Raw genomic sequence first — 13,998 nt, forward strand, 5'->3', positions numbered from 1 at the left:
ACTTTATGGAGAAATCTCAACATTTTGAAAAGAGATTTCTCGATTACGTTTCACTTCACTCGAAATGACAACCAAAAACTTGGTTTTCTAATCCTTTTTTAAAGACGCAAAGATAAACTTATCAATCAAAAAACCATAAATTAGCAGTATGATTTTAGTCACAGGAGGAACAGGTTTAGTTGGCGCACATTTGTTATATCATTTGATAAAAAATGATGAAAAAGTACGTGCTATTTATCGTTCTGAAGAAAAGATAGAAAAAACAAAAAAAGTATTTTCTTTTTATACAGATGATGCTTCTTTGTTTTCTAAAATAGAGTGGTTTAAGGCTGATATTACTGATGTGCCATCTATGATTCCTGCTTTTTTTGATGTTGATAAAGTATATCATTGTGCTGCACTCATTTCCTTTAATCCCAATGATTATAGAGAAATGCGAAAAGTAAATATTCATGGAACTGCAATTATGGTAAACCTTGCTATTGATGCAAAAATTAAAAAATTATGTTTTGTAAGTTCTATTGCTTCTGTAGGAGATTCCTTAAATGGAAATTTAATTACAGAAGAAAACGAATGGAATAAAGAAGCTGATAATAACTGCTATTCAATTACTAAATTTGGGGCAGAAATGGAAATTTGGCGCGCAAGTCAAGAAGGAGTTGAGGTAATTATTGTAAACCCAGGAGTAATTCTAGGAAGTGGTTTTTGGAATTCTGGTTCTGGAAAATTATTTAGTCAAATTTATAACGGATTTAACTATTATACAGAGGGAATTACAGGTTTTGTGGGTGTAAAGGATGTTGTAAAATCTATGATTTTATTAATGAATTCTGATGTTAAAAACGAACGTTTCATTTTAGTTGCCGAAAATAAACCGTTCAAAGAAATTTTCTTTTCTATGGCTGACGCTTTTGGAAAAAAAAGACCATCAATAAAAATTAAGCCTTGGCAAACAGCTCTATTTTGGAGAATTTCTTGGCTTTTATCAAAAATTACAGGAAGAGAACCTTTCATTTCAAAACATTCTGCAAGAAGTGCACATTCTATTTCTAAATATTCATCAGAAAAAATAGAACAAAAAATACATTTTGAGTTCGAAAAAATAGATACTGTAATTGCAAAAACGTGTAAAGAATACCTTAGTTAGCTTCTGGATCTTGAATAGTGTCTAGCACCTCTGTTTTAATTTTAGCTTTTTTTATAGAGTCTCTTCTAATAGAGTCTAGTTTTGTTTTTTGTTTAGTAGCAATTGCTTTTTTACGCTCTATACTGTTTTTAGCATCTTCTACAATTTCTTTATAAACATCAATTTTAGAAGCGTAGTAAAAATTACTATTTTTAAAACGAGCACTGTCTATTTTAAATTTGTTATATACCAAAGGCATATAGTTTAATTGCGTTTCTAAGTTTTTGTTTTTCAAATACTTTGCAGAGTGTGCAATCATTAATTCTTGTATTAAAAGACTCATGGTGTCTTTTGGAATTAAGTCTTTTGGTTTTTCAAAAATGGTGTTACTTGTACAAGAACCCAATAAAATGAAAGCCAATAAGTAAGACAGTTTTTTCATGTTATCTATTAAAAGTCAAACGTTTTCCTTTAATTTTATCATTAAAAACACCATTATCATATATTAAATTTCCATTTACAAATGTTTGTGTAATGGTTGATGAGAATGTAGTGCCTTCAAAAGGAGACCAACCACATTTGTATAAAATATTTTCTTTAGAAACGGTTTGTGGTTTATTGGGATTTATTACAACCAAATCTGCATAATATCCTTCTTTTATAAAACCTCTTTTTTCAATTTGAAATAACTTTGCAGGATTATGACTCATTTTTTCAACCGCTTTTTCTATAGAAATTACGCCTTCTTTTACTTTTTCTAAAATAGCAGTTACTGCATGTTGTACCAAAGGCCCTCCACTTGGTGCTTTTGTGTACACATTATTTTTTTCTTGCAAAGTATGAGGTGCATGGTCTGTTGCTAAAACATCTATTCTATCATCCAGTAAAGCCTTCCATAAACCCTGTCTGTCTTTTTCTGTTTTTACAGCAGGATTCCATTTAATATGCGTTCCTTTTTCTGCATAATCTTTATCATTAAACCATAAATGATGTATACAAACTTCTGCTGTAATTTGTTTTTCTTCTAAAGGTATGTCGTTTCTAAAAAGGTGTGTTTCTTTTTCTGTTGATAAATGAAAAATATGTAATCTAGCACCCGTTTTTTTTGCCAATTCAATTGCTTTTGAAGATGATAAATAACAAGCTTCTTCGCTTCTAATAATTGGATGGTATTTTACAGGAATATCATCTCCATATTTTGCTTTAAACTCTTGCGTATTTTTTTTAATGGTTGCCTCGTCTTCACAATGCACAGAAATAATCATATTTGTTGATGAGAAAATTTTTTCAAGAACTGCTTCATCATCAACCAACATATTTCCTGTAGAAGAGCCTAAGAACAATTTGATACCTGCTACTTTTTTAGGATCTGTTTTTAAAAGTTCGCTCAAATTATCATTGGTGCCTCCAAACATAAAAGAATAATTTGCGTAAGAATTGTTAGCAGCAATTGTAAATTTATCTTCTAGTAATTTTTGTGTAGTAGCTTGTGGCACAGTGTTTGGCATTTCTATAAATGTTGTAATTCCACCAGCTACAGCAGCTCTACTTTCTGTTGCAATATTTGCTTTGTGTGTTAAACCAGGTTCTCTAAAATGTACTTGGTCGTCTATAAAACCAGGAATTAAATAATTACCTTTTGCATCAATTATTTTTGAATTTTCTGGAGGATTAATTTTTGTAGAAATTTCTTTAATGATTTCATTTTCAATTAAAACATCACCTTTAAAAGTTTTGTTTTCATTAACAATTGTAGCGTTTTTTATTAAATAAGTGCTCATTTATTTTATTTTGGCAATCCTTTTAATCTCATTTTTATCACTCCAAATAGCGCTTCAGAAACAATGTTTCCACTCATTTTAGATGCGCCCAAATCTCTATCAGTAAAAACAACAGAGACTTCTTTAATTTTAAATTTATGTTTCCACGTTTTAAATTTCATTTCAATTTGAAAAGCATATCCCACAAATTTTATTTTATCTAAATTTATAGTTTCTAAAACTTTACGTTTCCAGCACACAAAACCAGCAGTAGTATCAAAAACAGGGATTCTAGTTACAAAACGTACGTATTTAGAGGCAAAATAAGAAAGCAATAATCGCTTAATATCCCAATTTACAACATTTACTTGGTTGTTTACATATCTAGAACCTACAGAAACATCTCCTTCATTTTTTGCACATGCATTGTATAGCCTTATTAAATCTTCTGGGTTGTGAGAAAAATCTGCATCCATTTCTATAATATATTCATATTCCCTAGCTAAAGCCCATTTAAAGCCATGAATATATGCAGTACCTAAACCATTTTTTCCAGCTCTTTTTTCAATAAAAAGTTTGTTTGTAAACTCAAGTATTAATTTTTCTACGATTTCTGCAGTTCCATCAGGAGAGTTATCATCAACAACTAAAATATTGAATTCTTTTTTTTGATTGAAAACAGCCCTAATAATAGCTTCTATGTTTTCTTTTTCGTTATAAGTTGGAATAATTACTAAAGTATCAGACATAAAGAAATTTCTATGTGGTAAGGACACAAATATACACTAATAAATTACTAATTTTGCGTTAATATTTTTCAAATTATAAAAGGTGCAAGCATTAGAAAGAGTTTACAACAATAACTATTGGATTACCATTGTTATGGTTTGCTTAATAATTGCTGTGTTTTTTTTAAAAGCCTTAGATGCAAAAAAATTAAAAGGGTATGCTTTTTCTTTATTTTCTAAAAGTTTTATAGAAGATGAAGTGTCAGAAAATACAAGTTATTCTAGTGTTTTTCAGGTTATAATTTCGTTGTTTTCGGCTGTAGTTTTGTCTCTATTGTTTTATAATTTTCTTTCTTTATATGGTAAAAATTTTAATGAAGGTTTTTATACATTTTCTATAGTTTTTGCTTCTGTAATTACATTTTTTCTTGTAAAATGGTTACTAGAATATGTATTAACGTTATTGTTTTTAATAAAAAAACCTATTCGTTTTTACACAGTATCTAAATTTAGTTATTTATATGCAATTTGTTTTTTCTTGTATTTTGGACTTGTAATTGCAGAATATACCAAGATAAAACCGTTATTTTTAGTTTATTTTTCTATTGCGTTATTCGCAATAAGATACTTAATACATATATTTAATAACAAAAAGCTGATTTTTAGTAAGTTGTTTTATTTTATTTTGTATTTTTGCGCCCTTGAAATAGCACCGCTATTAATCTTGTTTAAATTGATGTTTTAAATAAATAAACATAAGCGTATGAAAGTGAAAACGATTTTAGTATCGCAGCCAGAACCTAAGGCAGAGACATCACCTTATTTTGATTTATCTGACAAGCAAAAGGTAAAAATTGATTTTAGACCCTTTATACATGTAGAAGGAATTTCTGTAAAAGAAGTTAGAGGTCAGAAAATTGATTTAAAAAATTTTACAGCAATTATTTTAACGAGTAGAAACGCTGTAGATCACTTTTTTAGAATTGCAGAAGAAATGCGTTTTAAAGTGCCAGATGATATGAAGTATTTCTGTCAGTCTGAAGCTGTGGCTTACTACTTACAAAAATACGTAGTATACAGAAAACGTAAAATTTATGTGGGTAATAGAACTTTTCCAGAATTAACTAAATTAATTAAGAAACATAAAACAGAAAAATTTTTATTACCATCTTCAGATAAATTAAAACCATTAATTCCAGCTGAATTAGATAAGTTGGGTGTAAACTGGAAAAGAGCAGATTTATATAGAACAGTAGTTAGCGATTTGTCTGATTTAGAAAATGTGTTTTATGATGTATTGGTTTTCTTTAGCCCATCTGGAATAGAATCTTTATTAAAGAATTTTCCTAATTTTAAACAAAATAACACTAGAATAGCTGTTTTTGGTAATTCTACTGTAAAAGCTGCAACAGAGGCTGGATTAAAATGCGATATTACTGCACCAACTCCAGAAACACCTTCTATGACAATGGCTTTAGATAAATATATTAAAATAGCCAACAAGAAGTAGAAATCTTGTAAACCATATAATTGATAAAAACCGAGCAGAAATGCTTGGTTTTTTTGTTTTGTAGCAGTTTTTTTGTCATTCCTGTGAAAACAGGAATCCAAACAAAGCTTTAGAAAAAAATAAAAAAGATAGTCAGATAAAACATTCTCATTTTAAAAAAACTATAATTTTTTATAATACAATTATAGATTCTTATTTTCACAAGAATAACAATAAATATATTAATATTCGTGAATTCGTGGCAAATAATTTTAAGCAAACAAAGTAGCAAAAGCCTCTTCTATTTTACCTACTAAAACCAATTTTATAGAATGATTTTTAGAAGAAATCTTATTGTATTTAGAAGCCACAAAAGTTTTGTAACCCAATTTTTCTGCTTCTAAAATTCGTTGATCAATTTTAGAAACGGGTCTAATTTCTCCTGCCAAACCCACTTCTGCAGCAAAACACACATTTGGGTTGATAGCAATATCTTGATTGGAAGATAAAATGGCTGTAACTACTGCCAAATCTATGGCTGGATCATCTACATTGATGCCTCCAGTAATATTTAAAAAAACATCTTTTGCGCCCAACTTAAACCCAGCTCTTTTTTCTAAAACCGCCAATAACATATTCAATCTTTTTAAATTGTAACCTGTTGTAGAACGTTGTGGAGTTCCGTAAACGGCTGTAGAAACGAGTGCCTGTATTTCTATCATTAAAGGACGAATACCTTCTAAGGTTGATGCAATTGCAGTTCCACTTAAATCTGCATCTTTTTTAGAAATTAAAATTTCTGAAGGATTGGATATTTCTCGCAAACCATTTGATAACATTTCATAAATACCCAATTCTGAAGTAGAACCAAATCTGTTTTTCTGACTTCGTAAAATTCTGTATGTGTGATTTCTATCTCCTTCAAATTGCAAAACAACATCTACCATGTGCTCTAAAATTTTAGGGCCAGCAATGTTTCCTTCTTTGTTAATATGACCTATCAACAAAACAGGAGTTGCAGTTTCTTTGGCAAATTTTATCAACTCTGCACTGGTTTCTCTTATTTGAGAAATGCTTCCTGGAGAAGCCTCTATATTGTTTGTGTGTAAAGTTTGTATAGAATCGATTACCAAGACTTCTGGTTCAGTTTCTTCGATATTTTTGAAGATTTGTTGTGTATTGGTTTCCGTTAAAATTAAGCAATTAGAGTTTTCTACGTCCAAACGTTCTGCTCTCATTTTTATTTGAGATTGACTTTCCTCACCAGATACATACAACACTTTCTGGTTGATATTTAAAGCAACTTGTAATAATAAAGTTGATTTTCCAATACCAGGTTCACCACCCAACAATGTTACAGAACCTTTTACTAGACCACCACCTAAAACAGTGTCTAATTCGTTGTTATTGGTAATAACTCTTTCTTCTGGATTTAGCTGAATATCAGCAATTTTTAAAGGTTTATTTACAGTTTGTTTTGCTGTTGTGCTTTGTTTCCAAACTCTTTTTTCTTCTTTTTGGATTACTTCTTCTACAATAGTATTCCACTCTTTACAAGCAACACATTGTCCTACCCACTTTGCATGTTGTGTGCCACAGTTTTGACAGAAAAAGGTTGTTTTGGTTTTTGCCATTTGAAATTAGTTACGAAGTTTGAAAGTAGTAAAGTTACAAAGTTTTTCAAGTTGTAAAGGACAAAGTAAAAATAACTTTTATTTTGGTATTTCCTGTCTCGTATGTAGAATTGCGTGAACGAAAATTATATTATTTTCTATGGTATAATGTATTCCATATTGAAACCTTTTGGTAAATAAAATTCTAAAAGCTTTATATCTTTTTTTGAATCATACCAATCTAAAGCCTCTATAAGTTCTTTTTCAGCTTCGGGTTTAATAATAAGTTTAAATGGCATACTTTTTTGATAAATCTGCTTTTAGTTCATTCCAATTTTTGCCATCGTTAGGATTTTTGATATGATTATCTAATCTTTTGTCTAATCTTTTGTCTAATATTTTTTTATGCTCGTTAGAAAGATTACTTGCAGAGATATTATAAACAGCTTCTACTTCATTTAGAACATTTTCATCTGTTTCTAAAATCCATTTTGCTAATGCTTTTCTTTTTTCTTCTAGAGTCATAAATGTATGATTTGTATCAAAAATACAGATTTTTTAAGAGTCATAAAATTAAAGGTTTGCCAAAAGTTGGCAAGTAATTGCGTTAGCGATTGAAACGACATCCTTTTTGCTTTTTTGCAAAAAGATATAGTGAAAAGCGCGACCTTTAGGGAACGCCCAACTTCTTGATGCAATTTTTTTTAAAAAATTACTCGAAGTTATCTGTTCTTATTATAGATAGGCAATAACAAAAAAGCCAAACCACCAAAAACGACAATCATTGCTGTTTGTGCTGTCCACATAATCCAACCAAAAGCAGTAGCAGGTTCTTCTGCAACCCCAAATAAAGCTAAAGCACCAGCAACAGCAACAGGATACAAACCAATACCACCATTTGTGGCAGCAATTGCAAATCCGCCAGCTATAAATCCAATTAAAATTCCGCCAAAAGGAACTTGTAAACCACTAATTGCTGGAATTGTAGCCCAGAACATAGCCACGTACATTACCCAAATAAAAATAGTATGAAAAATAAAAGCCCATTTATTTTTCATTTTAAAAATACTGGTTACGCCTTCAATTAAACCAGAAACAAAGGTTTTAATTTTTAATAAAAAACCTGATGTTGCTTTTTTAACAAAAGAGGTAAAAATAAAAAAGCCAATAATTAAGGCTACTAAACCTATAATTATTTTAGTTGGGTCGAAATTTTTGGTTAAAAGCTCGTAAATAAAATCAAACTGAACAAAAAGTGTAATTAAAACGATGGTTAACATCATTATTAAATCTGCAATACGTTCTGCTACAATAGTTCCAAATCCTTTTTCAAAAGGTACATTTTCATAATTAGTTAGTACTAATGCTCTAGAAACTTCTCCTGCTCTTGGCAAAGCTAAGTTTACCAAATACCCCACTAAAACTGCTAAAACACTATTTGTAAATTTAGGTTTAAAGCCTAAAGGTTCTAACATAAACTTCCATCTATAGGCTCTTGATAAATGGCTTAGAATTCCAAAAAAAAGTCCTAGAAAAATCCATCCGTAATTTGCTTCTTTAAAATATTCGATTAAAATAGCAACAGATATTTTAGAGATAGAATACCAAACTAAAAAACCTCCCAAAACGAGAGGTAATATAATTTTTAAAGTTTTTTTAATATTCAAAATTAAGTAAGTGTATTGTCTTTTTCGTTAGGAAAGACTAATGATGGTTTAAAGTTTTTAGCTTCTTCAAAGTCCATAAAACCGTAAACAATTAATATTAAAACATCGCCAACAGCAACTCTTCTTGCAGCAGCTCCGTTTAAAGTAATTTCACCACTTTTACGTGGTCCAGGAATGGCATAGGTTTCTAAACGCTCTCCATTATTATTATTTACAATTTGAACGCGTTCGCCTTCTATAATGTTGGCAGCATCCATTAAATCTTCATCAATGGTAATGCTTCCTATATAATTTAAATCTGCACCTGTAACTTTTACACGATGGATTTTAGATTTTACTACTTGTACTAACATGCTGCAAAAATAGGTTTTTTTTGGTTAATTATTTTATAAACGAATGTTATCAATCAATCTAATATTCCCTGCAAAAACTGCAATAAAAGCACGATATTTTTTGTTAGGTTCTTTGTCTTTTATGGTTTCTAATGATTTTTCATCTGCAATTGTAAAATATTCTAATTTTAACAAAGGATGTTTTTTAAATTGATTTTCTACCCATTCTGTTACTACATCTACATTTTCTGTGCCAAATTTTTTACGTACTTTTTTTAATGTTTTATAAATAAAAGGTGCAGCTATTCTATGGTTAGCTGTTAATCTTGCATTTCTAGAGCTCATAGCCAAACCATCTTTTTCTCTAAAAATGGGACAGCCTTTTATTTTAACATTCAAACGATGCTTTCTCACCATTTTTTTAATGATTTGTAATTGTTGAAAGTCTTTTTGACCAAAATATGCTTTGTTTGGTGCTACAATTTCAAAAAGCGTTTTTACAATTGTACCCACACCATCAAAATGACCCTGTCTAAATTTCCCTTCCATTTGATGTTCTAAACCATCAAAATCGAAATTTTTTGAGGAAATATTATCAGCATAAATTTCTTCAACTGATGGTAAAAACAAAACGTCACAAGCAACACTTTTTAGCAGTTTTGTATCATTATCAATTGTTTTAGGGTAATTCACTAAATCTTCTTTTTTATCAAACTGAGTTGGGTTTACAAAAATACTAACCACGACAACATCATTTTTTTTCTTTGCCTTTTTAATAAGAGATAAATGCCCTTGATGCAAAGCACCCATTGTTGGGACAAAACCTATGGTTTTATGTAGCTCTTTTTGGGAGGCTAAATATGATTTTAATTCTTGTTTAGTTGTAAAAATTTTCATCCTTAAAGATTAAGTAAAGTCTGCAAACTTACCATTTTAACACGATATTAGCATAATAATTTGTATTTTTGCGCTTCTCATAAAAAGAGTTTGATTTAATGAAGGACAAGAGAATATTATTTGTTTCATCGGAAGTAGTACCTTACTTACCTGAAACAGAATTATCATCAACCGCCTTTAATGCTGCAAAAAACGCACATTCTAAAGGGGTACAAACAAGAATTTTCATGCCAAGGTTTGGTGTAATTAATGAACGTAGACATCAATTACATGAAGTAATCCGTTTATCTGGAATGAACTTAGTTGTAAACGATATGGACATGCCATTAATTATAAAAGTGGCCTCTATTCCAAAAGAAAGAATGCAGGTTTATTTTATTGATAATGAAGAATATTTTAAAAGGAAAGCCGTTTTTACAGATGAAGACGATAATTTATTTGAAGATAATGACGAACGTGCCATTTTCTTTGCAAAAGGAGTTGTAGAAACTGTAAAAAAATTAAATTGGGCTCCAGATATAATTCATGTTCATGGATGGATGGCCTCTTTACTACCTTTATATATTAAAGAATTTTATAAAGAAGAGCCTTTATTTACGGAAAGTAAAATAGTTACCTCTCTTTATAACAGTGGTTTTGAAGGTGATTTAAATTCTGAATTGGTAGATAAAGTAAAATTTGATTTAGGAAATGATGATAAATTAACAACAATTAAAACACCAAACTATACAAACATATTAAAAAGTGCCATCGAAAATTCTGATGCAATTATTCACGGAAGTGAAACAATTTCTGAAGAGTTAGAGGCTTTTATTATTGAAAAAGAGTTGCCAGTATTAGAACATCAAGAAGAGAACTTAAAGGAAAGTTATTTAAATTTTTATGCCCAATTGTTAGAGGCTAAATAATTGTTATATAGTGAGAAATTTTTTTAGAAGAAGTATAGTTATAGGTTGTTTAATCTTAACATTAGTAGGAGTTATATCATGCGAAAAAGACTTTACAGATATTGGTTCTAGTATAGTAAGTAACACAAAGTTTGATACCAAGGAAATTATTTTAGAGGTTTTAGTAACCCAAAGAGATATAGATGCAATTAGAGGCGATAATATTGCAACAGGTTCTATTGGAGAGTATTGGTTAGGTGTTTATCAAAACGATAAAAAACAATACGAAAAAATAGAAGCTTCTCTTGTAAGTCAGTTAGCCGCTTTTAAAAGTGTAACTTTAACAGATGGAGAAAAAGCTAATGTTACAAAAGTAACCAACACTTTTGATAATGCTTTTTTAAAATTTCCTTACTTAGCCACTAAAGGAAAGAATAAAAAAGTTACCATAAAAATTAATGGTAAGGACAGCACATTTGCTGTACCAACTTATACTTTAGACAACGTATTAGGATCAAGCACTTCTGGTGTAGATTTAAAAGTGTATCAAAATAATACATTTTTAAGTTCTTTAAACTTAGCAGATCCATCTAAACCAAACGTTTATAATACAGATTTCGTTTATGAAAAAGGAGATTTACTAAATGCAGATGCAAATTTTAAATTTATTCCTAATCCTAATGACACGCTTTATATTTATGATCGATTTTTAAAAGATGGTTCTTCTTATAAAGACACTTTAAAATTAACAAATGCAAATCCTTTTTTGGTAATTCCTTTAGACAAAGCAAAGTTGCAGTCGCTCTTTTTTGATAAATTAAATGATACAGAACTTACTTCTCAAGAAGCACTAAACAATTATTTTAGAGGTCTTATTATAGAAGCTACAGGTAACGAAAACGCGTTAGTTCCTTTTCGTTTTTCAAACCCACAACAAGCTTTTTTAAATCCTACTTTAGAAATTAATTACACAGGTACTGTAGAAGATATTGCTACTAATAAAGTTACAGATACTTTAAGAAAAACGGTTTCTGTAAACTTGTCTGGTATACAAAACAGAACTTACAAAATGACACCAGAATCTGTTGGCGTAAACAGTAACCAAGTTGTTATACAAGGAACTGCTGGTAAAATGGCAACTGTTAAAATATTACAAGGATCTCAACTTCAAGACTTAAAAAAGAAAAATTGGCTTATTAACGATGCTACTGTTACCTTTTATATAGATCAAACAAGAGATACAACTGCAATACCAAAAAGACTATTTTTGTATAAAGAAGCACAAGGAAAATCTATTCAGATTAAAGACGCACATTCAGAAGGGTTTTCTGTTTTTTCTGGGGCGTTACAAAAAGACGGAATTAAGAATAATCTTTATAGTTTTAAAATTACAGATTATATCTCTGATGTTTTAGGGCCAAAATCACTAGAGAACAGTGATTTAGTTTTAAAAGCTTATAATGAAACAGACAATCCAGTTGTTAATAATGTTTTAGATACTATTGTTAAAACTTATAATTGGAATCCAAGAGCAGTAACAATATTTAATCAATTTCCTTCTAATGGAACAATTAAAGGAACACGAAAAGCTCAACTAAAAATTTCTTATACAGAAAAAAAATAATCAACTAAAATTTTTGTTATGTGTGGTATTACAGGTTACATAGGGTATAGAGACGCTTACCCAATCGTTATAAATGGTCTTAAAAGATTAGAATATAGGGGTTATGATAGTGCAGGAATAATGATGTATGATGGTAAGGAAATACAATTATCTAAAACCAAAGGAAAAGTTTCAGATTTAGAAGTTATTACAAATAAAGAAGAAGAAAGAAAAAATGGAACTATTGGAATGGGTCATACACGTTGGGCTACACATGGAGTTCCTAATGATACCAACTCTCATCCACATTTTTCAAAATCTGGAAACTTAGTAATTGTACACAATGGAATTATAGAAAATTATGACACGTTAAAGAAAGAATTAATTTCTAGAGGTTATGATTTTAAAAGTGATACAGATACAGAGGTATTAGTAAATTTAATAGAAGAAGTAAAAAAACAAGAAGGCTGTAAATTAGGACAAGCTGTACAATTAGCGTTAAATAATGTGATTGGTGCTTATGCAATATCAGTATTTGATAAAACAAAACCAAACGAAATTGTAGTAGCTCGTTTAGGAAGTCCTATTGCTATTGGTGTTGGTAAAGATAATGCTGAGTTTTTTATTGCCTCAGATGCCTCTCCATTTATCGAGTACACAAAGGATGCTATTTATTTGGAAGATGAAGAAATGGCAATTATTAAATTAGGAAAAGGTATAAAAGTTAGAAGAATTAATGATGATGCATTAGTAGATGCAAATATTCAAGAGCTACAAATGAGCTTAGACCAAATTGAAAAAGGAGGTTATGAGCATTTTATGCTAAAAGAAATTCACGAGCAACCAAAGGCAATTATAGATACTTACAGAGGTAGAATGTTGGCAGATGAAGGTATTATAAAAATGTCTGGTATAGATGAACACATGAACAAGTTCATGAATGCAGAAAGAATTATAATTGTAGCCTGTGGTACTTCTTGGCATGCAGGTTTGGTAGGAGAGTATTTAATAGAAGACATGGTTCGAATACCAGTAGAAGTAGAATACGCATCAGAGTTTAGGTATAGAAACCCAATTATTACTCCAAAAGATATAGTAATTGCAATTTCTCAATCTGGAGAAACTGCAGATACATTAGCAGCAATTAAATTAGCAAAATCTAAAGGGGCTTTTGTTTTTGGTATTTGTAATGTTGTTGGTTCATCTATAGCTAGAGAAACAGATGCAGGTGCTTATACACATGCAGGACCAGAAATAGGTGTAGCATCTACAAAAGCATTTACAACACAAATAACTGTTTTAACTTTAATTGCTTTAAAATTAGCTTCTAAAAAAGGAACATTATCTAAGTCTGCATTAAGAATGTACTTGCAGAAAATGCAATCAATACCTAGTAAAGTAGAAGATCTTTTAAAAATAGATGAGAAAGTTAAAGAAATTGCAGCTGTTTACAAAGATGCAAAAAACTGTCTATATTTAGGTAGAGGTTTTAATTTTCCTGTAGCTTTAGAAGGAGCTTTAAAATTAAAAGAAATTTCTTATATCCATGCAGAAGGATATCCTGCAGCAGAAATGAAGCATGGTCCTATTGCTTTGATTGATGAAAACATGCCAATTTTTGTAATTGCAACAAATAAAGGACATTATGAGAAAGTGGTTAGTAACATTCAAGAAATTAAATCTAGAGCAGGAAAAATTATAGCAATAGTTACAGAAGGAGATATTCAGGTTAAAGAGATTGCAGATCATGTAATTGAAATACCAGAAACAGAAGAAGCTTTAACACCTCTTTTAACAACAATCCCTTTTCAACTATTATCTTATCATATTGCAGTTATGTTAGATAAGAATGTAGACCAACCAAGAAATTTGGCAAAGTCTGTTACAGTAGAGTAA

15 protein-coding genes are annotated in these 13,998 nt (G+C 29.9%); 6 read left to right on the top strand and 9 right to left on the bottom strand.

Annotation, left to right across the window (positions count from 1 at the left end):
• Nucleotides 1-148: 148 nt before the first annotated feature.
• Nucleotides 149-1,147, top strand: a complete 999-nt coding sequence (locus tag ACY2RW_RS01140) for an NAD-dependent epimerase/dehydratase family protein (RefSeq protein ID WP_490120848.1) — start codon at nt 149-151, stop codon at nt 1,145-1,147.
• Here ACY2RW_RS01140 and ACY2RW_RS01145 read toward each other — a convergent pair.
• The 3 genes from ACY2RW_RS01145 to ACY2RW_RS01155 are packed head-to-tail and all read right to left on the bottom strand — an operon-like array spanning nt 1,140 to nt 3,635.
• The gene (locus tag ACY2RW_RS01145) at nt 1,140-1,568 is read right to left on the bottom strand and encodes a DUF4296 domain-containing protein (RefSeq protein WP_490120849.1); all 429 of its coding nucleotides are present in this window, start codon (nt 1,566-1,568) and stop codon (nt 1,140-1,142) included. The genes ACY2RW_RS01140 and ACY2RW_RS01145 overlap by 8 nt on opposite strands.
• Nucleotide 1,569: 1 nt before the next feature.
• Nucleotides 1,570-2,907 (bottom strand): dihydroorotase, encoded by a 1,338-nt coding sequence (locus ACY2RW_RS01150; protein WP_490120850.1) that lies wholly within the window; start codon nt 2,905-2,907, stop codon nt 1,570-1,572.
• A gap of 5 nt (nt 2,908-2,912) precedes the next feature.
• The gene (locus tag ACY2RW_RS01155; RefSeq protein WP_490120851.1) at nt 2,913-3,635 is read right to left on the bottom strand and encodes a polyprenol monophosphomannose synthase; all 723 of its coding nucleotides are present in this window, start codon (nt 3,633-3,635) and stop codon (nt 2,913-2,915) included.
• Nucleotides 3,636-3,717: 82 nt separating this feature from the next.
• Here ACY2RW_RS01155 and ACY2RW_RS01160 point away from each other — a divergent pair, with 82 nt between their 5' ends.
• Nucleotides 3,718-4,359 (top strand): DUF4271 domain-containing protein, encoded by a 642-nt coding sequence (locus tag ACY2RW_RS01160; protein ID WP_490120852.1) that lies wholly within the window; start codon nt 3,718-3,720, stop codon nt 4,357-4,359.
• A gap of 18 nt (nt 4,360-4,377) precedes the next feature.
• Nucleotides 4,378-5,124 (top strand): uroporphyrinogen-III synthase, encoded by a 747-nt coding sequence (locus ACY2RW_RS01165; protein WP_490120853.1) that lies wholly within the window; start codon nt 4,378-4,380, stop codon nt 5,122-5,124.
• A 251-nt stretch (nt 5,125-5,375) separates the two neighbouring features.
• Here the strand turns inward: ACY2RW_RS01165 and radA are convergent, their stop codons facing one another.
• The 6 genes from radA to panC all read right to left on the bottom strand — a co-directional run bounded on the left by radA (nt 5,376) and on the right by panC (nt 9,612).
• Nucleotides 5,376-6,737, bottom strand: a complete 1,362-nt coding sequence (gene radA / locus ACY2RW_RS01170) for a DNA repair protein RadA (protein ID WP_490120854.1) — start codon at nt 6,735-6,737, stop codon at nt 5,376-5,378.
• A gap of 137 nt (nt 6,738-6,874) precedes the next feature.
• Complete coding sequence (locus ACY2RW_RS01175) at nt 6,875-7,015, bottom strand: hypothetical protein (RefSeq protein WP_490120855.1); 141 nt, start codon at nt 7,013-7,015, stop codon at nt 6,875-6,877.
• Nucleotides 7,005-7,241, bottom strand: a complete 237-nt coding sequence (locus tag ACY2RW_RS01180; protein WP_490120856.1) for a hypothetical protein — start codon at nt 7,239-7,241, stop codon at nt 7,005-7,007. The genes ACY2RW_RS01175 and ACY2RW_RS01180 overlap by 11 nt, the downstream gene beginning before the upstream one ends.
• Nucleotides 7,242-7,438: 197 nt before the next feature.
• On the bottom strand, nt 7,439-8,383 hold the full coding sequence (locus tag ACY2RW_RS01185; protein WP_490120857.1) for a lysylphosphatidylglycerol synthase transmembrane domain-containing protein: 945 nt from the start codon (nt 8,381-8,383) through the stop codon (nt 7,439-7,441).
• 2 nt (nt 8,384-8,385) lie between these two features.
• The gene (gene panD / locus ACY2RW_RS01190) at nt 8,386-8,736 is read right to left on the bottom strand and encodes an aspartate 1-decarboxylase (RefSeq protein ID WP_490120858.1); all 351 of its coding nucleotides are present in this window, start codon (nt 8,734-8,736) and stop codon (nt 8,386-8,388) included.
• A gap of 33 nt (nt 8,737-8,769) precedes the next feature.
• Nucleotides 8,770-9,612 (bottom strand): pantoate--beta-alanine ligase, encoded by an 843-nt coding sequence (gene panC / locus ACY2RW_RS01195; protein WP_490120859.1) that lies wholly within the window; start codon nt 9,610-9,612, stop codon nt 8,770-8,772.
• Nucleotides 9,613-9,710: 98 nt separating this feature from the next.
• Between panC and ACY2RW_RS01200 the strand changes: the two genes are divergently transcribed.
• The 3 genes from ACY2RW_RS01200 to glmS are packed head-to-tail and all read left to right on the top strand — an operon-like array spanning nt 9,711 to nt 13,998.
• Entirely contained in the window at nt 9,711-10,520 is an 810-nt protein-coding gene (locus ACY2RW_RS01200; RefSeq protein WP_490120860.1) for a glycogen/starch synthase, read from the top strand.
• Between the two features lie 10 nt (nt 10,521-10,530).
• Nucleotides 10,531-12,123: a DUF4270 family protein gene (locus tag ACY2RW_RS01205; RefSeq protein ID WP_490120861.1), complete on the top strand. Its 1,593-nt coding sequence runs from the start codon at nt 10,531-10,533 to the stop codon at nt 12,121-12,123.
• 18 nt (nt 12,124-12,141) lie between these two features.
• The gene (gene glmS, locus ACY2RW_RS01210) at nt 12,142-13,998 is read left to right on the top strand and encodes a glutamine--fructose-6-phosphate transaminase (isomerizing) (RefSeq protein WP_490120862.1); all 1,857 of its coding nucleotides are present in this window, start codon (nt 12,142-12,144) and stop codon (nt 13,996-13,998) included.

Source organism: Polaribacter sp. 2305UL8-11 (genome assembly GCF_058147165.1).

Bases quoted from the DNA above. Each gene is read 5' to 3' on its own strand.
- radA (WP_490120854.1), bottom strand. From the start codon at position 6,737: ATGGCAAAAACCAAAACAACCTTTTTCTGTCAAAACTGTGGCACACAA.
- panD (WP_490120858.1), bottom strand. From the start codon at position 8,736: ATGTTAGTACAAGTAGTAAAATCTAAAATCCATCGTGTAAAAGTTACA.
- ACY2RW_RS01175 (WP_490120855.1), bottom strand. From the start codon at position 7,015: ATGCCATTTAAACTTATTATTAAACCCGAAGCTGAAAAAGAACTTATA.
- ACY2RW_RS01140 (WP_490120848.1), top strand. From the start codon at position 149: ATGATTTTAGTCACAGGAGGAACAGGTTTAGTTGGCGCACATTTGTTA.
- ACY2RW_RS01150 (WP_490120850.1), bottom strand. From the start codon at position 2,907: ATGAGCACTTATTTAATAAAAAACGCTACAATTGTTAATGAAAACAAA.
- ACY2RW_RS01145 (WP_490120849.1), bottom strand. From the start codon at position 1,568: ATGAAAAAACTGTCTTACTTATTGGCTTTCATTTTATTGGGTTCTTGT.
- ACY2RW_RS01200 (WP_490120860.1), top strand. From the start codon at position 9,711: ATGAAGGACAAGAGAATATTATTTGTTTCATCGGAAGTAGTACCTTAC.
- glmS (WP_490120862.1), top strand. From the start codon at position 12,142: ATGTGTGGTATTACAGGTTACATAGGGTATAGAGACGCTTACCCAATC.
- panC (WP_490120859.1), bottom strand. From the start codon at position 9,612: ATGAAAATTTTTACAACTAAACAAGAATTAAAATCATATTTAGCCTCC.
- ACY2RW_RS01165 (WP_490120853.1), top strand. From the start codon at position 4,378: ATGAAAGTGAAAACGATTTTAGTATCGCAGCCAGAACCTAAGGCAGAG.
- ACY2RW_RS01180 (WP_490120856.1), bottom strand. From the start codon at position 7,241: ATGACTCTAGAAGAAAAAAGAAAAGCATTAGCAAAATGGATTTTAGAA.
- ACY2RW_RS01155 (WP_490120851.1), bottom strand. From the start codon at position 3,635: ATGTCTGATACTTTAGTAATTATTCCAACTTATAACGAAAAAGAAAAC.